This is a genomic window from Pseudomonas sp. R3.Fl, assembly GCF_023516765.1.
In the GTDB taxonomy this organism is placed as follows: domain Bacteria; phylum Pseudomonadota; class Gammaproteobacteria; order Pseudomonadales; family Pseudomonadaceae; genus Pseudomonas; species Pseudomonas citronellolis.
In genome coordinates, this window is the sequence record NZ_JAMGSO010000001.1 from 4141254 (window position 1) to 4167279 (window position 26026).

Genomic DNA, 26026 nt, shown 5'->3' on the forward strand with positions numbered 1-26026 from the left:
CCCGCGATTCGCGCGCAGGGCGCGCTCCTACAGGAGATCGGCGTGGGTGGGGCAGCGTAGGAGCGGATCTCATCCGCGAACCGCGCCGGTTCGTCCGGCTATCGCGGACAAGGTCCGCTCCTACGGGGGGAGGAATACCGTGCTTCCCGACAACCTGTAGGAGCGGGCTCTGCCCGCGAATCGCGCGCAGGGCGCGCTCCTACATGGGGACGATGTGGGTGGGGCGGCGTAGGAGCGGATCTCATCCGCGAATCGCGCCGGTTCGTCCGGCTATCGCGGACAAGGTCCGCTCCTACGGGGGGAGGAATACCGTGCTTCCCGACAACCTGTAGGAGCGGGCCCTGCCCGCGATTCGCGCGCAGGGCGCGCTCCTACAGGGGAATGGTGTGGGTGCTTTTTTGTAGGAGCGAGCTTGCTCGCGAATGAACCCCGCTGCGGAATCCGTTCGCGAGCAAGCTCGCTCCTACGAAGAGCACCTCGGCGCGGGGCGCGCGGTCATTCCCAGTCCAGCCGCGCCAGCTTCCATTCGCCGTCTTCCAGCCACCACTCCAGCTTCACGTCATACAGCCGCGCGCTGTCGGGGATCAGCCCCTCGGCGCCGGTCAGGCCGACCTTGGCTTCGGTGTAGCCGCGGCGCGAAACCGCCGGGTCGATCCAGCTGTTCTTCGCCGGGGCGAGCACGCCGATCTTCTGGTGACGGAGGAACAGCACCGCCATGGTGCGCCGGGCCCAGTCGCGGTCGTTGACCTGCTGGGCGCGGAAATCGTCGGCCAACTGGTCGAGCACGGCGCCGGTCTTCTTCGCTTCGATGTTCGCCTGCAATTGCTGCACGGCGGCTTCCAGGGCGGCCTGCGGGTCGTCCTTGCCGCAGCCGGCGAGCAGGGCGAGGCACAGCAGCAGGGGCAGGGCGAGGGGCCTGGCCAGCATGTCGAACTCCTTTTCGGGATGAAGGGGAGCCCGGCACCGTAGCGCAGATGCGCGCCTTGCGGCCACGCCGGGAGTGTTTCCAAAGTTCGCCGTTCAGCGCGCCAGGAGGAACTGCCCGGGGTCGATGAAGAACATCTTCTTCCAGCCCTGGGTCTCGTCGGTGGCCGCCCAGGGCCGCGGCAGCAGCGACAGCACCGCGTAGTGCAGGTGCGGCGGCTTGCCGGCGGCGTTGCCCGAGCTGCCCACCGCGCCAACCACCTGGCCGCGGCCCACTGGCTGCAGCGGCGCCACGTTCCAGGCCTGCAGGTGCGCCAGGTAGTGCAGGCGCCATTTCGGCCCGAGGATCAGCACCACCTTGCCGCCCAGGCCGATCTCGCCGCGGTACAGCACCAGCCCCGGCACCGGCGACAGCGCCGGGGCGCCGGCGTCGGCGAAGATGTCGATGCCCTTGTGCACCCCGGAAATGCCCCAGGGTTCGTACCAGAACGAACGGCGGTTCCAGTCGCGCTGGCTGGCGCCCTGCACCGGGATGACCGGGTGCTCCGGCAACAACATCGGCAGGACCAGCAGCGCCGCGAGCGGCAGGAGCCAGCGGCGTTTCACACCTGCAGGCCCAGGTGGCGGATCAGCGGCGCCGGTGCGGCCAGGCGTTCCCAGACGTCGTCGAGCAGCTCGGCGGGGTAGAAGGAGGGCAGGGTGGCCAGGTCGGCGCGCTGCACCCAGGCCACCTCGTGGATGGCGAACTCGTCGCCGCCCAGGCCGCGCAGGTTGTCCAGGCTCAGGTCGCCGCGCCAGGCGTCGACGCGGTAGAACAGCTCCATGTGGAAGCGCCCGGCCAGCGGCTCGGCGAATTCGCGGACGTACACCAGCGGCCCGACCTCCACCTCCAGCCCGGTTTCCTCGCGGCATTCGCGCTTCACGGTGTCGCGCGTCGATCGGTCGCTGTGCGACTCGAAGCCGCCGCCCGGGGGAATCCAGTAGACGTCGCCGTCGACCTCGTGGCGCACCAGCAGGATGCTCTGCTCGCGGACCAGCAGGCCGGCGGCGCGGATGCGGTGTTGCAGTGGGTTCATCGCCAGTCGAGCCTCGCCAGCTTCCAGGTGTCACCCTCGCGTCGCCATTCCAGGCTTACGCTGTAGGGGCGGTTGCGCCTGCGCTCGGGCAGCAGGTCGTCGCCGCCGGTCAGCGCCAGTTCCGCCCGGGTATGGCCGACGTCGGCGTAGTTGCGGTCGACGCGGCTGCTGCGGCCCAGGGTGATGAAGCGCACCCGCGGCTGCTGGACGAACACCTGCGCCAGGGTCCGGCGCACCCAGTCGCGGTCGTACTCGCCCTGGGCGCGGAAATCCTCGTGCAACTGCGCCAGCACGGCACTGGTGGCGCGCTCGTCGAGGTTGCGCTGCAGCTGGCGCACCGCGTCGTTCAACTGGTCCTGGGGGGAGTCGCTGCTGCATCCGCCCAGCAGACAAATGACGCACAGCAGGCAAAGATACAACTTCCTCGGCATCCCGAGTGAACTCCTTTATCGGTTTTGCGCGGGCACAGGTATCATGCCCGACACGCAAGGGATGGTATCCGGTCGAGGGACGGACCGTACGTAAAGATTCAGGAGTGCGCCATGCAGCTTTTGTATCCGGAAATCAAGCCTTACGCCCGGCACCAGCTGGCCGTCGATGAACCGCACCTCCTTTATGTGGATGAAAGCGGCATACCGGACGGTCTGCCGGTGCTTTTCGTGCACGGCGGCCCGGGTGCCGGTTGCGACGCCCTGTCCAGGCGCTTCTTCGACCCCAACCTGTACCGCATCGTCACCTTCGACCAGCGCGGCTGCGGGCGCTCCACGCCCTTCGCCAGCCTGGACGACAACACCACCTGGCACCTGGTGGCCGACATGGAGCGCATCCGCCAGCACCTGGGCATCGAGAAGTGGGTGCTGTTCGGCGGCTCCTGGGGCTCGACGCTGTCGCTGGCCTACGCCCAGGCGCACCCCGAGCGCGTCCACGCGCTGATCCTGCGCGGCATCTTCCTGTGCCGCCCGCAGGATTTGCGCTGGTTCTACCAGGAGGGCGCCAGCCAGCTGTTCCCCGACTACTGGGAGGACTACCTGGCGCCGATCCCGGCGGACGAGCGCGGCGACCTCATGCAGGCTTTCCGCAAGCGCCTGGTGGGCAGCGACCAGATCGCCCAGATGCACGCCGCGCGCGCCTGGTCCACCTGGGAAGGGCGCACCGCGACGCTGCGGCCCAACCCGGCGGTGGTCGACCGCTTCAGCGACCCGCACCGCGCGCTGTCCATTGCCCGCATCGAGAACCACTACTTCGTCAACGCCGCCTTCCTCGAGCCGGACCAGCTGCTGCGCGACATGCACCGCATCGCCCACCTGCCCGGCGTCATCGTGCACGGCCGCTACGACGTGGTCTGCCCGCTGGACAACGCCTGGGCGCTGCACAAGGCCTGGCCGAACAGCGAGCTGCAGATCGTCCGCGATGCCGGCCACGCCGCCAGCGAGCCGGGCATCGCCGATGCCCTGGTGCGCGCCACCAACGAAATCGGCCGGCGCCTGCTCAACCTCCCCCCGGAGGCCGAATGAAGGCGCTGATCCAGCGCGTGAGCGCCGCGCGGGTGGAAGTCGACGGGGAAATCGTCGGCGCCATCGACCAGGGCCTGCTGGCGCTGGTCGGCGTGGAGCCCGAGGACGATGAGGCGAGCACCCAGCGGCTGCTGCACAAGCTGCTTAACTATCGAGTGTTCGCCGATATTGAAGGTAAGATGAACCTTTCTCTGGGCGATGTCGGCGGCGGTCTGCTGCTGGTCTCGCAGTTCACCCTGGCCGCCGACACCCGCAAGGGCCTGCGGCCGAGTTTTTCCAGCGCGGCGCCGCCGGCCCGGGGCGCCGAACTGTTCGAACATCTCGTGGATCAGGCACGAGCCCGTCATCCGCTGGTCGCTACCGGCCGGTTCGGCGCCAACATGCAGGTCCACCTGGTCAACGACGGGCCGGTGACCTTTCTTCTGGAGGCTTGAACAGGCGGCAGTCCGTAATCGGGCCGCAGGATGATGGCAACTCGCATGCAATTAGAACAATGGCTCCCCGGGAGCCCAGGCCACAAGGCCGGGCAAGGGTTCTTCGCGATCGCGGGGAATCATTCGGGCTCACCGGGGTCGGAATTCAATCGCCGGCACTTTGGCATTGCCAGGGCCGGCCTTGGTTTTTTCAAGTTCACGGACGAGGGGGACTCGTGATTTTTCGTTCCGTTCAACACACCGCTTCCCGTAATTTCCTGCGCGACCTGATGCTGGTCGGCTCCGCTTTCCTGGCCCTGGGCGCCTCTCACGCCTGGGCTTTCACCATCGATGACGTCGCCGGCGAGGCGAAGAAGCTGGCCAGCGAGAAGTACAGCGCGCCGACCAGCAACCTGCCCTCGGTATTCAGCGAAATGAAGTTCGCCGACTACCAGCAGATCCGCTTCCGCATGGACAAGGCCTACTGGGCCGACGAGAAGGAGCCGTTCAAGCTCAGCTTCTATCACCAGGGCATGCACTTCGACACCCCGGTGAAGATCAACGAGGTGACGGCCACCAGCGTCAAGGAGATCAAGTACGATCCCGCGCGTTTCGACTTCGGTACGCTGCAGTTCGACGCCAATGCCACCAAGGACCTCGGCTACGCCGGGTTCCGCGTGCTCTACCCGATCAACAAGGCCGACAAGCTCGACGAGATCGCCACCTTCCTCGGCGCCAGCTACTTCCGCGTGGTCGGCAAGGGCCACGTCTACGGCCTCTCCGCCCGCGGCCTGGCGCTGGACACCGCGCTGCCCTCCGGCGAGGAGTTCCCGCGCTTCCGCGAGTTCTGGATCGAGAAGCCCAAGCCCCAGGACAAGCACCTGGTGATCTACGCCCTGCTCGACTCGCCGCGCGCCACCGGCGCCTACCGCCTGGTCCTGCGCCCCGGCAAGGACACCGTGGTCGACGTGCAGGCCAAGGTGTTCCTGCGCGACAAGGTCACCAAGCTCGGCATGGCGCCGCTGACCAGCATGTTCCTGTTCGGCTCCAACCAGCCCTCGGAGCAGCACAACTTCCGTCCGGAGCTGCATGACTCCACCGGCCTGCAGATCCATGCCGGCAACGACGAGTGGATCTGGCGTCCGCTGAACAACCCGAAACACCTGTCGGTGAGCAGCTACGCGGTGGAGAACCCGAAAGGCTTCGGCCTGCTCCAGCGCGGCCGCGAGTTCAGCCGCTACGAAGACCTGGACGACCGTTACGACCTGCGCCCGAGCCTGTGGATCGAGCCGCGCGGCGACTGGGGCAAGGGCAGCGTCGAACTGGTCGAGATCCCCACCCCGGACGAGACCAACGACAACATCGTCGCCTTCTTCAACCCGGAGAAGCGCCCGGAGGCCGGCCAGCCGCTGGAATACGCCTACCGCATGCACTGGACCATGGACGAGGACGCCCTGCATTCGCAGAAGGTCGCCCAGGTCAAGCAGACCCTGCGCTCGGTGGGTGACGTCAAGCAGGCCAACCTGATCCGCCAGCCCGACGGCAGCACCGCCCTGGTGGTGGACTTCGAGGGCGCCAACCTCAAGGTCCTGCCGGCCGACGCCGCGGTGACCACCCAGGTGAGCACCGACGACAACGCCGAGGTCAAGGAAAACAACCTGCGCTACAACCCTGTGACCCAGGGCTGGCGCCTGACCCTTCGGATCAAGGTGAAGGACCCGAAGAAGCCGACCGAAATGCGTGCGGCCCTGGTCAAAGATGGACAGACCCTGTCCGAAACCTGGAGCTACCAGCTGCCTGCCGATGAATAACACGACCACCCACAAGGCTCCGCTGGGCGAATACCTCGAGCACCTTCCGCTGACCGCGGAAGGGCGCGAGCGCCTGGCGCGCAGCGCTTCCTTCAGTGACCTGCACCAGCGCCTGGCGGAGGAGGCCGGCACCGCGCCGGCCGCCACCGACGATGCGGCGCTGGGCTCCATCGGCCCGCGCCTGCTGCTCGGCTACGGCCAGGAGCTGCAGGAAACCGGCATGCTCGGCCTGGACGACAACGGCCGCGCTTACCTCAAGGCGGCGCCGCCGATCCAGCGTACCAAGGTGCTCCCCGAGCCCTGGCGGACCAACGTGCTGGTGCGCGGCTGGCGCCGCCTGCTCGGCCGCGGCAACCCGTCCAAGCCCGCGCGTGACCTGCCCAAGGCCCGCTGGCAGCGGGTCGGCTCGCTGCGCCGGATGATCCTGCTGTTGCTGATGCTCGGCCAGACCAGCATCGCCACCTACTACATGAAAGGCATCCTGCCGTACCAGGGCTGGGCGCTGATCGACCTGGAAGAGATCAACCGCCAGACCTGGCTGCAGACCCTGCAGCAGGTGCTGCCGTACCTGATCCAGTTCGGCGTGCTGCTGCTCTTCGCCATCCTCTTCTGCTGGGTCTCGGCCGGTTTCTGGACCGCGCTGATGGGCTTCTGGGAGCTGCTCAGCGGCCGCGACCGCTACCGCATCTCCGGCAGCAGCGCCGGCAACGAGCCGATCGCGGCCGACGCGCGCACCGCCATCGTCATGCCGATCTGCAACGAGGACGTGCCGCGGGTCTTCGCCGGCCTGCGCGCCACCTTCGAGTCGGTGGCCGCCAGCGGCGAGCTGGACCACTTCGACTTCTTCGTCCTCAGCGACACCTACCAGGCCGACATCGCCGTGGCCGAGGAACAGGCCTGGATCGAGCTGTGCCAGGAGACCAAGGGCTTCGGCAAGCTGTTCTACCGCCGCCGCCGCCGCCGGGTGAAGCGCAAGAGCGGCAACATCGACGACTTCTGCCGGCGCTGGGGCAGCCAGTACAAGTACATGGTGGTGATGGACGCCGACAGCGTGATGAGCGGCGACTGCCTGGCCAAGCTGGTGCGGCTGATGGAAGCCAACCCGGAGGCGGGGATCATCCAGACCGCGCCCAAGGCCTCAGGCATGGACACCCTCTATGCGCGCATGCAGCAGTTCGCCACCCGCGTCTACGGCCCGCTGTTCACCGCCGGCCTGCACTTCTGGCAACTGGGCGAGTCGCACTACTGGGGGCACAACGCGATCATCCGGGTGAAGCCCTTCATCGAGCACTGCGCCCTGGCGCCGCTGCCGGGCAAGGGCTCGTTCTCCGGGGCCATCCTCTCCCACGACTTCGTCGAGGCCGCGCTGATGCGCCGCGCCGGCTGGGGCGTGTGGATCGCCTACGACCTGGAGGGCAGCTACGAGGAACTGCCGCCGAACCTGCTGGACGAGCTCAAGCGCGACCGCCGCTGGTGCCACGGCAACCTGATGAACTTCCGCCTGTTCCTGGTCAAGGGCATGCACCCGGTGCACCGCGCGGTGTTCCTCACCGGGGTGATGTCCTACCTGTCGGCGCCGCTGTGGTTCTTCTTCCTGGTGCTGTCCACCGCGCTGCTGGCGGTGCACCAGTTGATGGAGCCGCAGTACTTCCTGGAGCCGCGCCAGCTGTTCCCGATCTGGCCGCAGTGGCACCCGGAGAAGGCCATCGCGCTGTTCTCCACCACCCTGACCCTGCTGTTCCTGCCCAAGCTGCTCAGCGTCATGCTGATCTGGGCCAAGGGCGCCAAGGCCTTCGGTGGCGTGATCAAGGTCACCCTGAGCATGCTCCTGGAGATGCTCTTCTCGGTGCTGCTGGCGCCGGTGCGCATGCTCTTCCACACCCGCTTCGTGCTGGCCGCGTTCCTCGGCTGGGAAGCGCAGTGGAAGTCGCCGCAGCGTGACGACGACGCCACGCCCTGGAGCGAGGCGCTGCGCCGCCACGGCATGCAGACCCTGCTGGGCCTGGCCTGGGCGCTGCTGGTGGTGTGGCTGAACCCGCGCTTCCTGTGGTGGCTGTCGCCCATCGTCGGTTCGCTGATGCTGTCCATCCCGGTGTCGGTGATCACCAGCCGCGTCAACCTGGGCCTGGCCTCGCGCGACGAGAAGCTGTTCCTCATCCCCGAGGAATACGACACCCCGCGCGAGCTGCGTTCCACCGACGAGTACACCTACCAGAACCGCTGGCAGGCGCTGAAGGACGGCTTCGTCCGCAGCGTTTCCGACCCGCTGCTCAACGCCCTGGCCTGCGCCATGGGCACCGCGCGCCACGCGCGCTCCGAGGCCATCGAGGCGGCGCGCCAGCGGCGCGTGCAGCAGGCCCTGGAAGGCGGTCCGCAGGCCGTCGCCGGCGAGGCCCGCCTGGCCCTGCTGAGCGACCCGGTGGCGCTGTCGCGCCTGCACCTGCAGGTGTGGGAAGGCGGCCATGAGAACTGGCTGGAGCCCTGGCGCAAGTCCGTGCAGGCCGACGCGCACAGCCCGGCGCTGCCGCTGGCGCCGCCGGCCGGCGCCGGCGTGGGCCTGCCCGCCGCGCAGTCCTGACCGCGAGCCGCTCCCCGTCACCAGGCGGGGAGTGGCAACGCCTTGCAACGGTTTTCCCGGCGCTTTACTGCTGCTAACCTGCGCCATCGATCCAGAAAGACTCCCGACGGACGGCGACAGAGGGTAGGATTCGCACCCTTCAGCGCCCGGCGAGGCTTCGCGCGGCATAAAGACCGCAGCTGGATGCCGTGCCGACGTGCGCACGACTCAATTTCGACTGTCTGGGAGTGTGGGGAATGAAAAAGTATCTGGCATCGCTGCTGCTGGGCGTCTGCGCCCTGGTCGGCGTGAACGCGGCGCAAGCCGGCGCCATCGACGAAGCGGTCAAGCGCGGCAGCCTGCGGGTGGGCATGGACCCGACCTACATGCCGTTCGAGATGACCAACAAGCGTGGCCAGATCGTCGGCTTCGAGGTCGACCTGCTCAAGGCCATGGCCAAGGCCATGGGCGTCAAGCTGGAGCTGGTCTCCACCAGCTACGATGGCATCATCCCGGCGCTGCTGACCGACAAGTTCGACATGATCGGCTCGGGCATGACCTTGACCCAGGAACGCAACCTGCGGGTCAACTTCTCCGATCCCTTCATCGTGGTCGGCCAGACCCTGCTGATCCGCAAGGAGCTGGAAGGCGCCATCAAGTCCTACAAGGACCTGAACGACGCCAAGTACCGCATCACCTCGAAGATCGGCACCACCGGCGAGTTCGTCGCCAAGAAGCAGCTGTCCAAGGCCCAGTACCACGGCTTCGACAACGAGCCCGAGGCGGTCATGGACGTGGTCAATGGCAAGGCCGACGCCTTCATCTACGACTCGCCCTACAACGTGGTCGCGGTCGGCAAGTTCGGCGCCGGCAAGCTGGTGTTCCTCGACCAGCCGTTCACCTACGAGCCGCTGGCCTTCGGCCTGAAGAAGGGCGACTACGACTCGATCAACTTCATCAACAACTTCCTCAAGCAGATCCACGAGGACGGCACCTACGATCGTCTGCACGACAAGTGGTTCAAGAGCACCGACTGGCTGAAGGACATGGAATAATCCCGTCCCGCGCCGATCGACCCCGACGCGCAGGCCCCGGCCTGCGCGTTCGCATTTTCACGGTAAAGATACGTGACTAGAAGCAAACGCCCCACCTGGCCCTGGCATGGGCTGACCGCGCTGATCCTCCTGCTGATCGGCCTGGCCATCTGGTATTCCACCTCGCTGATTTCCTACGAGTGGCGCTGGAACCGCGTTCCCCAGTACTTCGCCTACCAGGCGGAGGAACCGCAACGTGCGGACGCCGTCTCGCGGGTGGAGAAGATCGAGGATTCCGGCCGCGAGGCCCGCGTCACCCTGGTCGACGACGACGGCAGGCAGCAGGTGCTGAACGTGGCCGGCGACAGCCTGCAGTTCTCCGAGAACGACGACGTCGGCGAAGGCGACGTGGTCGGCGTGCAGCGCCACTGGGCCGCCGGCCCGCTGGCCTGGGGCCTGTGGACCACGCTGTGGATCTCCTTCGTCTCCGGCGCGATCGGCCTGGCCATCGGCCTGTTCACCGGCCTCTGCCGGCTGTCGAAGAACCCCACGCTGCACGACCTCTCGACGCTCTACGTCGAGCTGGTGCGCGGCACGCCGCTGCTGGTGCAGATCTTCATCTTCTATTTCTTCATCGGCACCGTGCTCAACCTGTCCCGCGAGTTCGCCGGGGTGGCCGCGCTGGCGTTGTTCACCGGCGCCTACGTAGCCGAGATCGTCCGCGCCGGCGTGCAGTCCATCGCCCGCGGCCAGGACGAGGCGGCGCGCTCCCTGGGCCTGAGCGCGGCGCAGTCGATGCGCCACGTGATCCTGCCGCAGGCCTTCAAGCGCGTGCTGCCGCCGCTGGCCGGGCAGTTCATCAGCCTGGTCAAGGACACCTCGCTGGTCTCGGTGATCGCCATCACCGAACTGACCAAGAGCGGCCGCGAGGCCATCACCACCTCGTTCTCCACCTTCGAGATCTGGTTCTGCGTGGCCGCGCTCTACCTCGTCATCAACCTGCCGCTGTCGCATATGGCGAGCCGGCTGGAACGGAGGCTCGGACAAAGTGATTGAAGTCCGCAACCTGACCAAGGTGTTCGACACCCGCGGCCACGTGGTGCGCGCGGTGGACGACGTGACCACCCGCGTGGACAGGGGCGAGGTGGTGGTGGTGATCGGGCCCTCGGGCTCGGGCAAGTCCACCTTCCTGCGCTGCCTCAACGGCCTGGAGGAGCTCGACTCCGGCTCGGTGAGCATCGACGGCGTCGACCTGGCCAACCCGAAGACCGATATCAACGCCTACCGCCGCGAAGTCGGCATGGTGTTCCAGCACTTCAACCTGTTCCCGCACATGACCGTGCTGGAGAACCTGTGCCTGGCGCAGAAGGTGGTGCGCAAGCGCGGCAAGGCCGAGCGCGAGGAGAAGGCGAAGGCGCTGCTGGCCAAGGTCGGCATCGGCCAGAAGGCCAACGAATATCCCTCGCGCCTGTCCGGCGGCCAGCAGCAGCGCGTGGCCATCGCCCGCGCGCTGTGCATGGAGCCGAAGGTGATGCTGTTCGACGAACCGACCTCGGCGCTCGACCCGGAGATGGTCGGCGAGGTGCTGGACGTGATGAAGGCCCTGGCGCTGGAAGGCATGACCATGGTCTGCGTCACCCACGAAATGGGCTTCGCCCGCGAAGTGGCCGACCGCGTGCTGTTCTTCGACCACGGCAAGTTGTTGGAGGATGCGCCGCCGGCGCAGTTCTTCGAACAGCCGGCCGATCCTCGGGCGCAGAGCTTTTTGCGGCAGGTGCTTTGAGTGCTTGGTGAATGAAGAAGCCGCCTCTTGGGGCGGCTTTTTTGTCACTTGTAGGAGCGAGCTTGCTCGCGAACGGTGTCTCCCTTTGGCGACGGCGTGTCGGCTCAACTCCGCTCCCTCTCCCTAACCCTCGGCTGCGCGCCCCGCCCTGAAGGGAGAGGGGACCGTTCGGTGTGCCCGGGTGTTTCGGCGTTAGCCGGCTACCACGAAGTTTCCGATTGGCGCCAGAACCTCTCTCGGTACGGACAAGCCCCCTCTCCCTGAAGGGAGAGGGGCCGTTCGGTGTGCTCGGGTATTCCGGTGTTAGCCGGCTGCTATGAAGTTTCCGATTGACGCCAAGACCTCTCTCGGCACGGACAAGCTCCCTCTCCCTTCAGGGAGAGGGCTGGGGAGAGGGTGCTCTTAGCAAATGCCTGCCGCGAATACCATTCGCGAGCAAGCTCGCTCCTACAGACCTGCGTACGGACAAGCTCCGTAGGATGGGTGGAGCGAAGCGATACCCATCACCATGACCGCATGGGGTTCGCAAGCTCGACCCATCCTACGAAAGTATCGCGGTGCAGCCTTTTCCGTCGGCAAGAAAAAAGGTTCATCGCGCTTTCCCGGGGAAGGCGGCCTTGATTTTCAGGAAAAAGTAGGCGGAGTCCCTGAAGCCATAGGCCATGCGCTTGATCACCTTGATGCGGTTGTTTACCCCTTCCAGCAGGCTGGTGTGCATGGGGAAGCGAGCGCTGGCCAGGATGCCTCGGACGTATTTGCGCAGATTGCGAGCGAAGCGTTGCAGCGGGGCCAGGCCACTGTCCCTGGCGTGGCGCAACCAGTCCCGCCAGCGGCGCCAACCCTCCCGCACGCTGGGGGCGTACCAGATTTCCTTGAGCGTATCCTTGAGCACGTAGACCGTGGCCAGTGGCTGGTTGGCCTCGAGGATTTCCTGCAACTGCACGGCTTGCTGATCCTTGAGGTTTTCGCGATTGCGCAGCAGCAACCAACGACTCTGCTTGATTACCTTGCGTGCCGCTTTGTCCTGGCGTAGCGCGTTGGCCTGATCGACACGGATGCGGTCGATCACCTCCCGGCCATAGCGAGCCACCACGTGGAATAGGTCGTAGACCACTTCGGCACGGGGGCAATGCTGTTTTACTTCCAGATCGAAGGCGGTGTTCATGTCCATCGCCACGGCCTCGATTTGCTGGCAGCGCTCACCGAGCAGTTCGAAGAACGGCTGAATCGCCTCGCGGCTGTTGCCATGCCCGACCCACAGCACGCGTGTCCGCTGCGCATCCATGATCACGGTGGCGTAACGATGTCCTTTGTGAAGAGCGAACTCGTCCATCACCAGACGGCGAACGTCACCCGGCTCGAAAGCACCGACTGCGGCCTCTAGACGACGTTTGTCGAGCTGCTTGAGCGTGTGCCAATGCAGACCGACGAGGCGACTGACGTGACTGATGGGCAGTAATTGCAGCAAAGCCTCGAGCCAGATGCGCAAGCGCTGGGTCAAGCGCGACGCTGGCTCCAGCCAGTCGATCCGCTCGGTCACCCGACCACAGCGCAGGCAGTCGACGCGGCGCACCGGCAGTTGGAGCAGGACGCGCTGGTCGAACAGATCGCGATCACGCACCCGGCGAATCCGCCGTTCGTGGATTAATGGACTGGCCTGACCGCAGCGCCCGCATTTGGGGACAGCGCTGGCGTGAGGCTTGAGCTCGATCAGCAGGGTGCTGTCGGCAGATGGGTGGCAGGCGATGACTTCGTAGCCTGGCCAGAAAGCAGCAAGATCAATAGGATGCACGGCGACAGCAGGGGGTGGGGGTTGGTTCGTTTGGCGACTGCCAATCTACCCGCTTCCCTGACTGTCAATCCGCTCTTTCCCCAGACTCCGCGAAGAACCAGAAAAAACCGCCCCTCGGGGCGGCTTCTTCAACAACTGGCACTCAACGGTTACGCGTCAGCAGCGCCGGGCGTTCGCCCTTGTCGCGGCGCGGTTCCAGTTCTTCCAGTTGCTCGGCGGTGGGGAAGCGGTCGCCGCGGACCAGGTCGCGCTTGTTGATCACCACCGGCTGGCGGGTCGGCTTGGCGGCGCCGTACTCGCTCGGCTCGCGCAGCGGCGCATCGCTCATCAGCGAGGGCTGGCCCTTGCCGCCGCGCTTGCGGGCGGCGCGCTGCTTGCCCTGGGCGTTGCCGCCCTGGCCGCCGCGGGCCTGGCCGTTGGCGTTCTTGCCACGAGCGCCCTGGCCGCCTTGGCTGGTGCCTTTCTGGCCCGGCTTGCCCTGCTTCTGGCCTTGGCCCTGAGCCTGAGCTTGGCCCTGGCCGCGGGCACGCTGGCCCTGGGACGCCTGGCCCTGGCCCTGGCCCTGGGGCTGGCCGCCGCGACGGCGCTGGCCGCGTTGCACGTCCTTGTCCGGGAAGGGGCTGACGTAGTCGGCGCGGTTGCCGAAGTTGTCGTAGTCGTCGTCGAGGAATTCCTCGGGGTCGCGGTCGTCGTTCTGCGCGGCCGGCTTGGGTTGCCTGGGCTGCTTGGCCTGGCCGTCGCCGCGCTGGGCCTGCTGGCCCGGCTGCTGGTCACCCTGGGCCTCGCCCTTCTTCTTGCCGCGGCCGCCACGACGGCGGCGCTTGCCGGCCGGCTTGTCGCCCTGCTCGGCGCCGGCGTCGGCATGGGCTGCCTCGGCGGCGGGCTGCGCCTGCTGCGGCTCCTTGTCCCTGGGCTTGCGCTCGCGCTTGGCCTTGTCCTTGCGCGGCTGGCGCTGGGGCTGTTCCTTGGGCTCGGGCAGGGCCACTTCCGGCAGCGCCACCTCGGGGTCGAAGCCCTGGGTATCGCCGGCGGGGATCTGCTGCCTGGTCAGGCGCTCGATGGCCTTGAGCAGCTTCTCCTCGTCCGGGGCCACCAGCGAGATGGCTTCGCCGCTGCGCCCGGCACGGCCGGTGCGGCCGATGCGGTGGACGTAGTCTTCCTCGACGTTGGGCAGCTCGTAGTTGACCACGTGGGGCAACTGGTCGATGTCCAGGCCGCGGGCGGCGATGTCGGTAGCCACCAGGATGCGCACATCGTTGGTCTTGAAGTCGGCCAGGGCCTTGGTGCGCGCGTTCTGGCTCTTGTTGCCGTGGATCGCGGCGGCCGGCAGGCCGTGCTTGCTCAGGTACTCGGCGAGGCGGTTGGCGCCGTGCTTGGTGCGGGTGAAGACCAGCACCTGTTCCCAGGCGCCCACGGTCACCAGGTGCGCCAGCAGGGCGCGCTTCTGTACCGAGGGGATGCGGAACACGCGCTGCTCGATGCGCTCGACGGTGGTGTTCGGCGGGGTGACCTCGATGCGCTCGGGGTTGTGCAGCAGCTTGTTGGCGAGGTCGGTGATGTCTTTCGAGAAGGTTGCCGAGAACAGCAGGTTCTGGCGCTTGGGCGGCAGCTTGGCGAGGACCTTCTTGACGTCGTGGATGAAGCCCATGTCGAGCATGCGGTCGGCTTCGTCGAGGACCAGGATCTCCACGCGGGAGAGGTCGACGCTGCCCTGGCCGATCAGGTCGAGCAGGCGGCCGGGGCAGGCCACCAGCACGTCGACGCCCTTGGACATGGCCTGGACCTGGGGATTCATGCCGACGCCGCCGAAGATGCAGGCGCTCTTCAGGGGCAGGTCGCGGGCATAGACCTTGAAGCTGTCGTGGACCTGGGCGGCCAGCTCGCGGGTCGGCGTCAGCACCAGCACGCGCGCCTGGCGCGGGCCGTGGCGGTGTTCACGGTCGGGGTGGCCTTCGGGGAACAGCCGCTCGAGCACCGGAAGGGCGAAGCCACCGGTCTTGCCGGTGCCGGTCTGGGCCGCGACCATCAGGTCGCGACCTTGCAATACGGCGGGAATCGCCCGCTCCTGGACAGGGGTGGGCTGGCTGTAGCCCGCCGCCTCTACTGCGCGGGCCAGCGCCTCGGAGAGACCGAGGGAGGAAAAGGACATGCGGGGTATTCCTATATGAGCCGGCGGCTGGCCGGCGAATGTGAAGTCACCAAGTTCTTCGAACTCCTCTGTACCCTCGTTCCCGTGGCGGGAAGAGGGACGGCGCGGGGCGCTGCGTATGCACCCAGGGCCGAGCTACTGGCAGGGGCCCTCGCGGGCTCCTCCGGGGGCCGACGGCAAGGGCCGCCGGCCTGGGGTTGCGCCCGGCCCCGGAAGGGCAGAGGCGCTGCCAGCGCTGGCCTGCCGTTCAGAGCAGGTCCTGCTGGCGTAGGTGCCGGCGTATCGCCTCGAGCCTGGGGCCGAGGAGATGGCGCAACACCTTGTGGTTCAGCCATTCACCGAGCTGCTCTTGCACCGGCTGGTCGGGATGGCGCTCGATGACGTTGGTCGCGGCCTTTTCCCACCAGACGGGGCCGCAGGCCCGGTCGAACTCGTTGTCGTAGTCGTGGCACCCATAGAACAGCTCCAGGCTGAACTGGCGCATCGGGGCCGGCAACGGCAGTGTTCTCAGCTTGTACAGCAGGCGCGCGGCCCGTGGTGGACGCGGCAGGCGGTCGGTCACCAGTTGGGTGTCGTCGAGAGCCAGGGGGCTGAGAAGGGACGTTCGGTGCTTGTGCAGCCAGGCCTGGACTTTCGCCCGGAACAACTGCTTGCGGCTCCAATAATGGTGGATGAGGTCGGTACAACCGACGGGTTCCAGTTGTCTGTAGGCCGCAATCGCCAGAACGAACTCTTCAAGATTATAGGCTGCGCGGGCAATTGGGTAGAGGTCATCCATCAATTCCAACGAACGGTCGAGTACGACGGCGTCTTCACGGGTCAGTCCGATCACCCCGGAATTGATCAGCGGCGTCCGTTCGTCGGCCAGACCGCGGGCCTTCAGGGGCTCGATCAGCTGGCGGTAGACGGGCGCCGGCGAGTCGCCCAGGCGCTGGTTGACGGCGTTGCACAGCAGGGCGCCGGGCCGCACGCGGGCGAGCAGATGGGCGGGCGAGGCGTGGAAGAAGGTGTCGGTATCGATCAGCACGGCGGCCGGCAGTTCGTCGAGCACCTGGCGCAGGGCCACGTGCTTGGCGCGGAAGTGGTAGCCGTGGGGCCCGTACCAGCCGGCCAGGGTGCCTGCGTCGATGTGGCGCACCCGCACCGGCAGCCCGGCGTAGGGGACGCCGTCATCGGTGACGACCTGGATGTCCAGGCGCAGCTGCGGTGTTTCCCGTGCCCGGGCGATGGCGCTGGCGATGCTGAACAGGGCTTCCTGATGGTAGGTCTGGCGACCGTACACGAGGTAGATCAGAGAGGGGGCATGTGCCATGCCATGTGGAACCTCTAGCGTCCTGGCCGGTGAACCGCCGCCCGTTGCGGGCGGCGGAGCACCGTTGCGCTAGCGGGGCAGCTTCAGGTTTTTCCACAGTGCCAGGCTGGGGTCGGCCTGGTTCAGCGTGTAGAAATGCAGCCCGGGGGCGCCGCCGTCCAGCAGACGTTCGCACATCTCGGTGATCACCTGCTCGCCGAAGGACTGGATGCTGGCGATGTCGTCGCCATAGGCTTCCAGCTGCTTGCGGATCCAGCGGGGGATTTCGGCGCCACAGGCGTCCGAGAAACGCGCCAGCTTGGAGTAGTTGGTGATCGGCATGATGCCCGGGACGATCGGGATGTCGATGCCCAACTTCTGTGTACGCTCGACGAAGTGGAAATAGCTGTCGGCGTTGAAGAAATACTGCGTGATTGCACTGTCGGCACCGGCCTTGACCTTGCGTACGAAATTGGCCAGATCGTGCTCGGAATTGTGCGCCTGCGGGTGTACTTCCGGGTAGGCAGCGACCTCGATGTGGAAGTGGTCGCCGGTCTCGGCGCGGATGAACTCCACCAGTTCGTTGGCGTAGCGCAGCTCGCCGCTGGCCATGCCCATGCCCGAGGGCAGGTCGCCGCGCAGGGCGACGATGCGGCGGATGCCGGCGTCCTTGTAGTGGGCGAGCAGGGCGCGCAGTTCGGCCTTGGTGTCGCCGACGCAGGACAGGTGCGGCGCGGTGGGGACGTTCACCTCGCCGTCCAGCTGCAGGACGGTGACCAGGGTACGGTCGCGGGTGGAACCACCGGCACCGTAGGTGCAGGAGAAGAAGTCCGGCTTGTAGCCGGCCAGCTGGCGCGCGGTGGCCAGCAGTTTTTCATGCCCGGCTTCGGTCTTGGCGGGGAAGAACTCGAAGCTGAAGCGGCGATCGGATGTCGTCATGGAACAGATCCGCAAGAGGCTGTCGGGACGTGATCGCTGAAGGCTGAAGGCTGAAGGCTGAACGAAAAGGCAGATCGGTGCGCTTTTTCGTCCAGCCTCCAGCCTCCGGCTTCCAGCGGCTTTTTAGTAGCGGTAAGTATCCGGCTTGAACGGACCTTCGACGGTCACGCCGATGTACTCGGCCTGTTTCGGCGTCAGTTGGGTGACCACGCCGCCGAAGCCGCGGACCATCTCCAGGGCGACTTCCTCGTCGAGCTTCTTCGGCAGCACTTCGACGCTCAGGCGCTTGGCCTTCTCGGCGGCCGGCTGGTCGGCGAACTTGCGCTCGAACAGGTGGATCTGCGCCAGCACCTGGTTGGCGAAGGAACCGTCCATGATGCGGCTCGGGTGGCCGGTGGCGTTGCCCAGGTTCACCAGGCGGCCCTCGGCAAGCAGGATCAGGTAGTCGTCGTTGTGCGGATCGAAGCCGTCCTTGCCGGTGCGGTGGATCTTGTGCACCTGCGGCTTGACCTCTTCCCAGGCCCAGGTCTTGCGCATGAAGGCGGTGTCGATCTCGTTGTCGAAGTGGCCGATGTTGCAGACCACGGCGCGCTTCTTCAGGGCCTTGAGCATGCCGGCGTCGCAGACGTTGACGTTGCCGGTGGTGGTGACGATCAGGTCGATCTTGCCCAGCAGGGCGGCGTCGACGCTGGCCTCGGTGCCGTCGTTCAGGCCGTTCTTGTACGGCGAGACGACTTCGAAGCCGTCCATGCAGGCCTGCATGGCGCAGATCGGGTCGACTTCCGCGACCTTGACGATCATGCCTTCCTGGCGCAGCGACTGCGCCGAGCCCTTGCCCACGTCGCCGTAGCCGATCACCAGGGCCTGCTTGCCCGACAGCAGGTGGTCGGTGCCGCGCTTGATGGCGTCGTTGAGGCTGTGGCGGCAGCCGTACTTGTTGTCGTTCTTGCTCTTGGTCACCGAGTCGTTGACGTTGATCGCCGGGACTTTCAGGGTGCCGGCCTTGAGCATGTCGAGCAGGCGGTGCACGCCGGTGGTGGTCTCTTCGGTGATGCCGTGGATCTTCTCCAGCATCGCCGGGTATTTCTTGTGCAGGATCTCGGTCAGGTCACCGCCGTCATCCAGCACCATGTTGGCGTCCCACGGCTGGCCGTCCTTGAGGATGGTCTGCTCGATGCACCACTCGTATTCCTGCTCGGTCTCGCCCTTCCAGGCGAACACCGGGATGCCGGCGGCGGCGATGGCGGCGGCGGCCTGGTCCTGGGTGGAGAAGATGTTGCAGGACGACCAGCGCACTTCGGCGCCGAGGGCGACCAGGGTCTCGATGAGCACGCCGGTCTGGATGGTCATGTGGATGCAGCCGAGGATCTTGGCGCCCTTGAGCGGCTGGCTGGCGGCGTACTTGCGGCGCAGGCCCATCAGTGCCGGCATCTCGGACTCGGCGATGATCAGCTCGCGGCGGCCCCAGGCGGCCAGGGAAATGTCGGCGACTTTATAGTCGGTGAAACCGGCAGGCGTCATGACAGCGCTCATGCGTAACTCTCCATTCGTTGTCTGCGAATGGGCGCCGTTGATGCGTTAACGGCCGGCGGACGCCGACCGGGACGCGCCCCGTCCGAGCCTGACAAGCCTTGGCTTGCTGCAGCGCCCCTCGGAACGGGTGGCGGGAACGGCCGGAGCGGAGCCGGCCGGTGAAGCCTGCGGATTATAGCGATGCCGGGCGGCAAGCCAAAGGTTTTCCGTCGTCCGCCGGGCCCGCCCGCGCCGCGCCAGGGGCCGTGAATACCCTGGCGCGGCGGCGCGCGGGTTCAGATCACGCCCTGCTCGCGCAGCTTGCCGATGGCGGCGGCGTCCAGGCCGAGCACGTTCTCGAGGATCTGCTCGGTGTGCTGGCCGAGGGTCGGCGGGGCGTTGCGGTACTCGACGGGGGTCTGCGACAGGCGGATCGGGCTGGCCACCTGGGGCACGGTCCCGGCCAGCGGGTGCGGCAGGTCCACACGCAGGCCGCGAGCGATCACCTGCGGGTCGGCGAACACCTGGGCCAGGTCGTTGATCGGCCCGCAGGGCACGCCGGCCTGCTCCAGCGCGGTGATCCATTCGGCCGTGGTGCGCATCACCGTGGCCTGGCGGATCAGCGGGATCAGCACGTCGCGGTGGGCGACCCGCGCCTTGTTGCTGGCGAAGCGTTCGTCGTCGGCCCATTCCGGGTGCCCGGCCAGTTCGCAGAATTTGCGGAACTGCCCGTCGTTGCCGACGGTGAGGATCATGTCGCCGTCGGCGGTGGGGAAGTCCTGGTAGGGCACGATGTTCGGGTGGGCGTTGCCCAGCCGGCGCGGCGGGATGCCGGTGGTCAGGTAGTTCAGCGTCTGGTTGGCCAGGCAGGCCACCTGCACGTCGAGCAGGGCCATGTCGATGTGCTGGCCGATGCCGCTGACGTCGCGGTGGGCGAGGGCGGCGAGGATGGCGGTGGACGAATACAGGCCGGTGAGGATGTCGGTCAGCGCCACGCCGACCTTCACCGGGCCCGCGCCTTCTTCGCTGTCGGAACGGCCGGTGATGCTCATCAGGCCGCCCAGGCCCTGGATCATGAAGTCGTAGCCGGCGCGCTTGGCGTAGGGGCCGGTCTGGCCGAAGCCGGTGATGGAGCAGTAGATCAGCTTCGGGTTGAGCTGCTTGAGCGACTCGTAGTCCAGCCCGTAGCTCTTCAGCCCGCCGACCTTGAAGTTCTCCAGCACGATGTCGGCCTTGGCCGCCAGCTCGCGCACCAGGTGCTGGCCTTCGGGCTGGGTGAAGTCGATGGTGAGGGATTTCTTGTTGCGGTTGGCCGACAGGTAGTAGGCCGCCTCGCTGGTGTCGCGGCCCTCGGCGTCCTTGAGGAACGGCGGGCCCCAGGCGCGGGTGTCGTCGCCGCTGCCGGGGCGTTCGATCTTGATCACTTCGGCGCCGAGGTCGGCGAGGATCTGCCCGGCCCAGGGGCCGGCCAGGACGCGGGAAAGGTCGAGAACGCGGATATGGGACAGGGCGCCGGACATAGAAGCTCCTGGGCTGCAGGCCACAGGCTGCAGGCTTCAGGCGGAGCGCTCTTGCCTGCCGCCTGAAGCCTGCCGCCTGAAGCCGCTTTTTTAGAAGAAGGCCTGGATGCCGGTCTGCGCGCGGCCGAGGATCAGCGCGTGGACGTCGTGGGTACCCTCGTAGGTGTTCACCACTTCCAGGTTGACCAGGTGGCGGGCCACGCCGAACTCGTCGGAGATGCCGTTGCCGCCGAGCATGTCGCGGGCCATGCGGGCGATGTCCAGGGCCTTGCCGCAGCTGTTGCGCTTCATGATCGAGGTGATTTCCACCGCAGCGGTGCCTTCGTCCTTCATCCGGCCCAGGCGCAGGCAGCCTTGCAGGGCCAGGGTGATTTCGGTCTGCATGTCGGCCAGTTTCTTCTGGATCAGCTGGTTGGCGGCCAGCGGGCGGCCGAACTGCTTGCGGTCCAGGGTGTACTGGCGGGCGGTGTGCCAGCAGGCCTCGGCGGCGCCCAGGGCGCCCCAGGAGATGCCGTAGCGCGCCGAGTTCAGGCAGGTGAACGGGCCGCGCAGGCCGCGCACTTCGGGGAAGGCGTTCTCTTCGGGGACGAACACGTTGTCCATCACGATCTCGCCGGTGATGGAGGCGCGCAGGCCGACCTTGCCGTGGATGGCCGGGGCGGACAGGCCTTCCCAGCCTTTCTCCAGGACGAAGCCGCGGATCTGGCCTTCGTCGTCCTTGGCCCAGACCACGAAGACGTCGGCGATCGGGCTGTTGGTGATCCACATCTTGGCGCCGGACAGGCGGTAGCCGCCGTCGACCTTCTTGGCGCGGGTGATCATCGAGCCCGGGTCGGAGCCGTGGTTCGGCTCGGTCAGGCCGAAGCAGCCGATGTATTCGCCGCTGGCCAGTTTCGGCAGGTACTTCTGCTTGGTGGCTTCGTTGCCGAACTCGTAGATCGGCACCATGACCAGGGACGACTGCACGCTCATCATCGAGCGGTAGCCGGAGTCGACGCGCTCGACCTCGCGGGCGATCAGGCCGTAGCACACGTAGTTCAGGCCGCTGCCGCCGTATTCGGCGGGGATGGTCGCGCCGAGCAGGCCGGTCTCGCCCATCTCGCGGAAGATCGCCGGGTCGGTCTGCTCATGGCGGAAGGCCTCCAGCACGCGCGGGGCCAGCTTGTCCTGGGCGAACTGCTGGGCGCTGTCGCGAACCATGCGCTCTTCTTCGGTGAGTTGCTGATCCAGCAGCAGCGGGTCTTCCCAGTTGAAGCTTGCTTTGGTGGCCATCGGGTTACCTCGGGGCAGTGACAGGGTGTCCGACCAGTTTAGGCGGACGCAGTGCGGTCGATCCTAGTCAGCCGCCGACCGGTGCGGCAACCGACTAATTCGCACGCTGTTGTGCTATTTTCTCACTCCGTGATCGCCCGGGTCCCATGAAACGAATGTTTGAATGGCCTGTTTCCCGGGCTTCGCGGATCACGAGATTCCCAAGAGGCATTCGATGCGGCGCAAGATCCCCACCACCGCGGCGCTGGTCAGCTTCGAGTCGGCGGCGCGCCATGAAAGCTTCACCAAGGCCGCCGAGGAACTGTCGCTGACGCAGAGCGCCATCTGCCGGCAGATCGCCGGGCTGGAAGCGTTCCTCGGCGTCGAGCTGTTCCGCCGTTCGCGGCGCGGCGTCAAGCTCACCGAGGCGGGGCTGGGCTACAGCCGGCGCATCGCCGCGCGGCTGGACGCGGTGGAGCGCGACACCCTGGCGGTGATGGGTCAGCAGGGCGGCGGCAGCATCGAGCTGGCGGTGGTGCCGACCTTCGCCACCCAGTGGCTGCTGCCGCGGCTCAAGGCCTTCAAGGGGCTGTACCCGGAAGTCACGGTGAACCTGACCAACCGCACCCGGCCCTTCCTCTTCGCCGACACCGACTTCGACTGCGCGCTGTACTTCGGCGACGGCGCCTGGTCCGGCACGGTGAAGCACTTCCTCATGCGCGAGAACCCGGTGCCGGTGTGCAGCCCCGAGCTGCTCGAAGGCCGCGCCAGCCTCGGCGCCGAAGAGATCGCCGCGCTGCCGCTGATGCAGCAGACCACCCGGCCCTACGCCTGGCGCCAGTGGTTCGGCTCCCTGGGCATGAGCGTCGCCCACGACATGAGCGGCACCCGCTACGAGTTGTTCTCCATGCTCGCCCAGGCGGCCATGCTCGGCATGGGCGTGGCGCTGATCCCGCCGATGCTGATCCAGCGCGAGCTGGCCGAGGGCCGGCTGATCGTGGCGATGCAACATGCTTATTTGAGCGAACACGCCTATTACCTGATGATTCCCGAGCGCAAGGTGGAGTCCGCCATCGTCCGCGCCTTCCGCGACTGGCTGGTGGAACAGGCGCGCATCTACCGCGAGGAAGCCGGCCTGGGCTGATCCGGGCCGGGCGAGAAGCGGCGATCCGCGCGATAATTGCGCAGCCGGCGGGGCTCGACCCGTCAACTTGCCGACAAGGCATCGCGCTCACGAGGCGCAACCAGCAAGGAGTTCCCATGAATTTCCACACCCGCAAATGGGTAAAACCCGAAGACCTCAACCCCAACGGCTCGCTGTTCGGCGGCAGCCTGTTGAAGTGGATAGACGAAGAAGCGGCCATCTACGCCATCGTCCAGCTGGGCAACCAGCGCGTGGTCACCAAGTTCATCTCCGAGATCAACTTCGTCAGCTCGGCGCGCACCGGCGACATCATCGAGATGGGCATCACCGCCACCGACTTCGGCCGCACCTCGATCACCCTGACCTGCCACGTGCGCAACAAGATCACCCGCAAGAGCATCCTCACCATCGACAAGATGGTCTTCGTCAACATGGGACCGGACGGCCTGCCGGCGCCCCACGGCAAGACCGAGATCACCTATATCAAGGACCAGTTCAAGGACGACGACATCAACGAGGCCTGAGCCGGGGCCTGCCTCCGGACCCGCAGCGACGCCGGAGGCTTTGCATCCGCGCGGTTTCGTGTGAGCCTGTGCCCGCCCACGGCGGGTGCGGGCCAGCGCTCCCCCGTCGTACCACCACAGAAGAAGACCGGGGAGACACCATGCAAGCGCCCATCGCATCCACGCTGCGCCGCCTCGTCGCAGCCACCTGCTGCGCCATCCTGCTGGGCGGCGCCGCCCAGGCCGCCGAGCCCAAGGCCGACCTCAAGCCCGAGGCCGGCACCTTCAAGATGGGCATGCAGCCCTGGCTGGGCTACGGCCAGTGGTACGTCGCCGAACAGGCCGGGGCCTTCAAGGCCAACGGCCTGGACAAGGTCGAGCTGGTCAACTTCACCGAAGACAAGGACATGAATGCCGCCCTGGCCAGCGGCCAGATCGACGGCGGCAACCTCGCCACCCACACCGCCATGGCCATGGTCGCCGCCGGCCTGCCGGTGAAGATCGTCCTGCTGCTGGACCAGAGCACCAGCGCCGACGCGCTGATCGTCGACCCCTCGATCAAGACGCTGAAGGACCTCAAGGGCAAGCAGGTCGCCTATGAAGAGGGCACCACCAGCGACATCCTCCTGCACAGCGCCCTGCGCAAGGCCGGCCTGAGCCTGGCCGACGTGCAGCCGGTGCCGATGCCGGCGGCCAACGCCGGTTCCGCGCTGATCGCAGGCCAGGTGCCGGCGGCGGTGACCTACGAGCCCTACCTGAGCGCCGCCAGGCAGCAGAACCCGAAAGTGAACCTGCTGTACAAGGGCTCGGACGACCCGGGCATCATCAGCGACGTGTTCGTGGTCCGCGACGAGGTGCTCAAGCAGCGCCCCGGCCAGGTGCTGGCCCTGCTCAAGAGCTGGGAAGCCGGCCTGAAGCACTACCAGGCCCACACCGCCGAAGGCCGCGCGGCCATCGCCAAGGGCGTCGGCGCCGAGCCGGCGGAGCTTGCGAGCGCCTTCGACGGCGTGCGCTTCTATTCCCTGGACGAGAACAAGACCGAGCTGAAGGGCGCCTTCGTCAAGGACTCCTTCGCGCACATCCAGAAGGCCGCCAGCGAAGCCGGCATCATCCAGCAGCCGGTGACCCCGGAACAGGCCGTCGACGCGCGCTTCGCCGAGGCGCTGTGACGCACCCCGCGCGCCGGCCACAGGGCCGGTGCGCGTTCCACTCGCTACCCCGAGCCCAGAATGAACGCCCGTAAACCCTCCCCGCTGTTCGTCATCGGCAAGCCGCTGGCGCGCACCCACCTGCTGCTGATCGGCGGCGGCGTATTCGTCCTGCTGGCCCTGGCCTGGTGGGCGGCCGGCGCCAGCGGCGCGGTGCCGAAGATCTTCCTGCCGGCGCCCGGCGACGTCTGGGCGCGCATGCTCAGGCTGGCCGCCGACGGCACCCTCTGGGCCGACCTGAAGGTCAGCGTCTACCGCATCCTGGTGGCCTTCGCGATTTCCTCGGCGATGTCCATCGTCATCGGCGTGTTCGCCGGCTGCTACGGCTTCTGGAAGGCCGCCACCGAACCGCTGGTGGACTTCGTGCGCTACATGCCGGTGGTGGCCTTCGTGCCGCTGAGCATCCTCTGGGCCGGCACCAGCGACTTCCAGAAATTCCTCATCATCTGGATCGGCACCTTCTTCCAGCAGGTGCTGATGGTGATGGACGCCATCAAGCGCGTGCCGCCGGACTTCGTCGGCCTCGGCCGGACCCTGGGCATGCCGGATAGGCGCATCCTCCTGAAGATCGTCCTGCCCAGCGCCCTGCCGGGCATCTGGGACGCCCTGCGCATCAGCCTGGGCTGGGCCTGGACCTGGCTGGTGCTGGCCGAGCTGGTGGCCGCCACCTCGGGCCTGGGCTACCGCATCGTGGTGTCGCAGCGCTTCTTCCAGACCGACACCATCATCGGCTACATCCTGCTGCTCGGCCTGCTGGGGCTGGTCACCGACCAGGCCATGCGCGCCGCCGAGCGCGTCCTGTTCCGCTACAACCGGAGGCGCGGCTGATGGCGACCCTGGAGATTTCCGGCCTGAACAAGAGCTTCGCGGTCGGCAGAGAGCGCCGCGAGGTGCTGCGCAACATCGACCTGACCCTGGCGGACAACGAGTTCGTCTCCATCGTCGGCACCTCCGGCTGCGGCAAGAGCACCCTGCTGTCCATCGCCGCGGGGCTGGAGGACTTCGACAGCGGCAGCGTCAAGGTCGACGGCGTGCCCATCGCCGGCCCCGGCCTGGACCGCGGCGTGGTGTTCCAGGCCTACACCCTGCTGCCCTGGCTGACCGCGCGGCAGAACGTCGAATTCGCCCTCAAGGCCGCCGGCCGCTCGCGCGCCGAGTGCCGCGAGATCGCCGCCGAGCACCTGCAGCTGGTGAAGCTGGAGAAGTTCGCCGACGCCTATCCCACCGAGCTGTCCGGCGGCATGAAGCAGCGCGTGGCGATCGCCCGGGCGCTGTCCTACCGGCCGAAGATCCTGCTGATGGACGAGCCCTTCGGCGCCCTGGACGCCATGACCCGCCACCAGATGCAGGAGCTGCTCACGCGTATCTGGGAGACGCACCGGCTGACGGTGATGTTCGTCACCCACGACGTCGAGGAGGCGGTCTACCTGTCCGACCGCATCGTGGTCATGGGCCTGGGCCCGGGGCGGATCAAGACCACCTTCGACGTGGGCCTGCCGCGCCCGCGCCGCGAGGAGATGGCCGGCAGCGCCGAGTTCATCGAGCTGCAGCGCCAGGTGCTGCGCTCGATCCGCGAGGAAGAGGCCGGCGCCGCGGTGCTCTGAG

Annotated in this window: 23 protein-coding genes and 1 riboswitch; of the genes, 12 read left to right on the forward strand and 11 right to left on the reverse strand. The window is 67.2% G+C overall.

What is annotated here, in order from left to right; translation table 11 throughout:
- Positions 1–495 precede the first annotated feature (495 nt).
- The 4 genes from M8R19_RS18265 to M8R19_RS18280 all read right to left on the reverse strand — a co-directional run bounded on the left by M8R19_RS18265 (position 496) and on the right by M8R19_RS18280 (position 2431).
- A complete protein-coding gene (locus M8R19_RS18265) occupies positions 496–927 on the reverse strand; it encodes a hypothetical protein (protein WP_009613720.1) in 432 nt (143 codons plus the stop codon).
- Between the two features lie 93 nt (positions 928–1020).
- Positions 1021–1482 (reverse strand): M23 family metallopeptidase, encoded by a 462-nt coding sequence (locus tag M8R19_RS18270; RefSeq protein ID WP_167858372.1) that lies wholly within the window; start codon positions 1480–1482, stop codon positions 1021–1023.
- A gap of 44 nt (positions 1483–1526) precedes the next feature.
- Positions 1527–2000 (reverse strand): NUDIX domain-containing protein, encoded by a 474-nt coding sequence (locus M8R19_RS18275; RefSeq protein ID WP_249918521.1) that lies wholly within the window; start codon positions 1998–2000, stop codon positions 1527–1529.
- Positions 1997–2431, reverse strand: coding sequence for a hypothetical protein (locus tag M8R19_RS18280; RefSeq protein WP_074985453.1), 435 nt, complete (start codon positions 2429–2431; stop codon positions 1997–1999). Before M8R19_RS18280 ends, M8R19_RS18275 begins: the two co-directional genes overlap by 4 nt.
- 111 nt (positions 2432–2542) lie before the next feature.
- On the opposite strand from M8R19_RS18280, the gene pip reads away from it, so the two are divergent.
- The 7 genes from pip (at position 2543) to M8R19_RS18315 (ending at position 11112) form a co-directional block, all read left to right on the forward strand.
- Entirely contained in the window at positions 2543–3514 is a 972-nt protein-coding gene (gene pip / locus M8R19_RS18285) for a prolyl aminopeptidase (RefSeq protein ID WP_116424148.1), read from the forward strand.
- Positions 3511–3948 carry a D-aminoacyl-tRNA deacylase gene (gene dtd / locus M8R19_RS18290; protein ID WP_116424149.1) on the forward strand — a complete coding sequence of 146 codons (438 nt, stop codon included), beginning with the start codon at positions 3511–3513 and terminating at the stop codon, positions 3946–3948. The genes pip and dtd overlap by 4 nt, the downstream gene beginning before the upstream one ends.
- Positions 3949–4163: 215 nt before the next feature.
- A complete protein-coding gene (locus M8R19_RS18295; RefSeq protein ID WP_116424150.1) occupies positions 4164–5738 on the forward strand; it encodes a glucan biosynthesis protein G in 1575 nt (524 codons plus the stop codon).
- Positions 5731–8316 (forward strand): glucans biosynthesis glucosyltransferase MdoH, encoded by a 2586-nt coding sequence (gene mdoH / locus M8R19_RS18300; RefSeq protein ID WP_249918522.1) that lies wholly within the window; start codon positions 5731–5733, stop codon positions 8314–8316. Before M8R19_RS18295 ends, mdoH begins: the two co-directional genes overlap by 8 nt.
- Before the next feature lie 236 nt (positions 8317–8552).
- Complete coding sequence (locus M8R19_RS18305) at positions 8553–9350, forward strand: transporter substrate-binding domain-containing protein (protein ID WP_249918523.1); 798 nt, start codon at positions 8553–8555, stop codon at positions 9348–9350.
- Between the two features lie 72 nt (positions 9351–9422).
- Positions 9423–10385, forward strand: a complete 963-nt coding sequence (locus tag M8R19_RS18310) for an amino acid ABC transporter permease (RefSeq protein ID WP_074985447.1) — start codon at positions 9423–9425, stop codon at positions 10383–10385.
- A complete protein-coding gene (locus M8R19_RS18315) occupies positions 10378–11112 on the forward strand; it encodes an amino acid ABC transporter ATP-binding protein (RefSeq protein WP_249918524.1) in 735 nt (244 codons plus the stop codon). Before M8R19_RS18310 ends, M8R19_RS18315 begins: the two co-directional genes overlap by 8 nt.
- 589 nt (positions 11113–11701) lie before the next feature.
- Here the strand turns inward: M8R19_RS18315 and M8R19_RS18320 are convergent.
- From M8R19_RS18320 to M8R19_RS18350, 7 genes are all read right to left on the reverse strand, one after another.
- Complete coding sequence (locus tag M8R19_RS18320) at positions 11702–12904, reverse strand: ISL3 family transposase (RefSeq protein ID WP_249916914.1); 1203 nt, start codon at positions 12902–12904, stop codon at positions 11702–11704.
- A 142-nt stretch (positions 12905–13046) separates the two neighbouring features.
- Positions 13047–15053, reverse strand: coding sequence for an RNA helicase RhlE2 (gene rhlE2 / locus M8R19_RS18325; RefSeq protein WP_249918525.1), 2007 nt, complete (start codon positions 15051–15053; stop codon positions 13047–13049).
- Positions 15054–15300: 247 nt separating this feature from the next.
- Positions 15301–16365 carry a hypothetical protein gene (locus tag M8R19_RS18330; protein WP_249918526.1) on the reverse strand — a complete coding sequence of 355 codons (1065 nt, stop codon included), beginning with the start codon at positions 16363–16365 and terminating at the stop codon, positions 15301–15303.
- A 69-nt stretch (positions 16366–16434) separates the two neighbouring features.
- Positions 16435–17283: a methylenetetrahydrofolate reductase [NAD(P)H] gene (gene metF, locus M8R19_RS18335; RefSeq protein WP_249918527.1), complete on the reverse strand. Its 849-nt coding sequence runs from the start codon at positions 17281–17283 to the stop codon at positions 16435–16437.
- Between the two features lie 123 nt (positions 17284–17406).
- Complete coding sequence (gene ahcY / locus M8R19_RS18340) at positions 17407–18816, reverse strand: adenosylhomocysteinase (RefSeq protein ID WP_074985439.1); 1410 nt, start codon at positions 18814–18816, stop codon at positions 17407–17409.
- Between the two features lie 22 nt (positions 18817–18838).
- Positions 18839–18942: riboswitch (S-adenosyl-L-homocysteine riboswitch) on the reverse strand.
- 149 nt (positions 18943–19091) lie between these two features.
- Complete coding sequence (locus tag M8R19_RS18345) at positions 19092–20315, reverse strand: CaiB/BaiF CoA transferase family protein (RefSeq protein ID WP_249918528.1); 1224 nt, start codon at positions 20313–20315, stop codon at positions 19092–19094.
- 90 nt (positions 20316–20405) lie between these two features.
- Entirely contained in the window at positions 20406–21587 is a 1182-nt protein-coding gene (locus tag M8R19_RS18350) for an acyl-CoA dehydrogenase (RefSeq protein ID WP_009613692.1), read from the reverse strand.
- 214 nt (positions 21588–21801) lie between these two features.
- On the opposite strand from M8R19_RS18350, the gene M8R19_RS18355 reads away from it, so the two are divergent.
- The 5 genes from M8R19_RS18355 to M8R19_RS18375 all read left to right on the forward strand — a co-directional run bounded on the left by M8R19_RS18355 (position 21802) and on the right by M8R19_RS18375 (position 26025).
- Positions 21802–22710, forward strand: coding sequence for a LysR family transcriptional regulator (locus tag M8R19_RS18355; RefSeq protein WP_249918529.1), 909 nt, complete (start codon positions 21802–21804; stop codon positions 22708–22710).
- Between the two features lie 116 nt (positions 22711–22826).
- Positions 22827–23234, forward strand: a complete 408-nt coding sequence (locus tag M8R19_RS18360) for an acyl-CoA thioesterase (protein ID WP_074985434.1) — start codon at positions 22827–22829, stop codon at positions 23232–23234.
- 140 nt (positions 23235–23374) lie between these two features.
- Positions 23375–24382 (forward strand): ABC transporter substrate-binding protein, encoded by a 1008-nt coding sequence (locus M8R19_RS18365; RefSeq protein ID WP_249918530.1) that lies wholly within the window; start codon positions 23375–23377, stop codon positions 24380–24382.
- A gap of 60 nt (positions 24383–24442) precedes the next feature.
- Positions 24443–25249: an ABC transporter permease gene (locus M8R19_RS18370; RefSeq protein WP_009613685.1), complete on the forward strand. Its 807-nt coding sequence runs from the start codon at positions 24443–24445 to the stop codon at positions 25247–25249.
- Complete coding sequence (locus M8R19_RS18375) at positions 25249–26025, forward strand: ABC transporter ATP-binding protein (protein WP_043313159.1); 777 nt, start codon at positions 25249–25251, stop codon at positions 26023–26025. Before M8R19_RS18370 ends, M8R19_RS18375 begins: the two co-directional genes overlap by 1 nt.
- Position 26026: the final 1 nt, after the last annotated feature.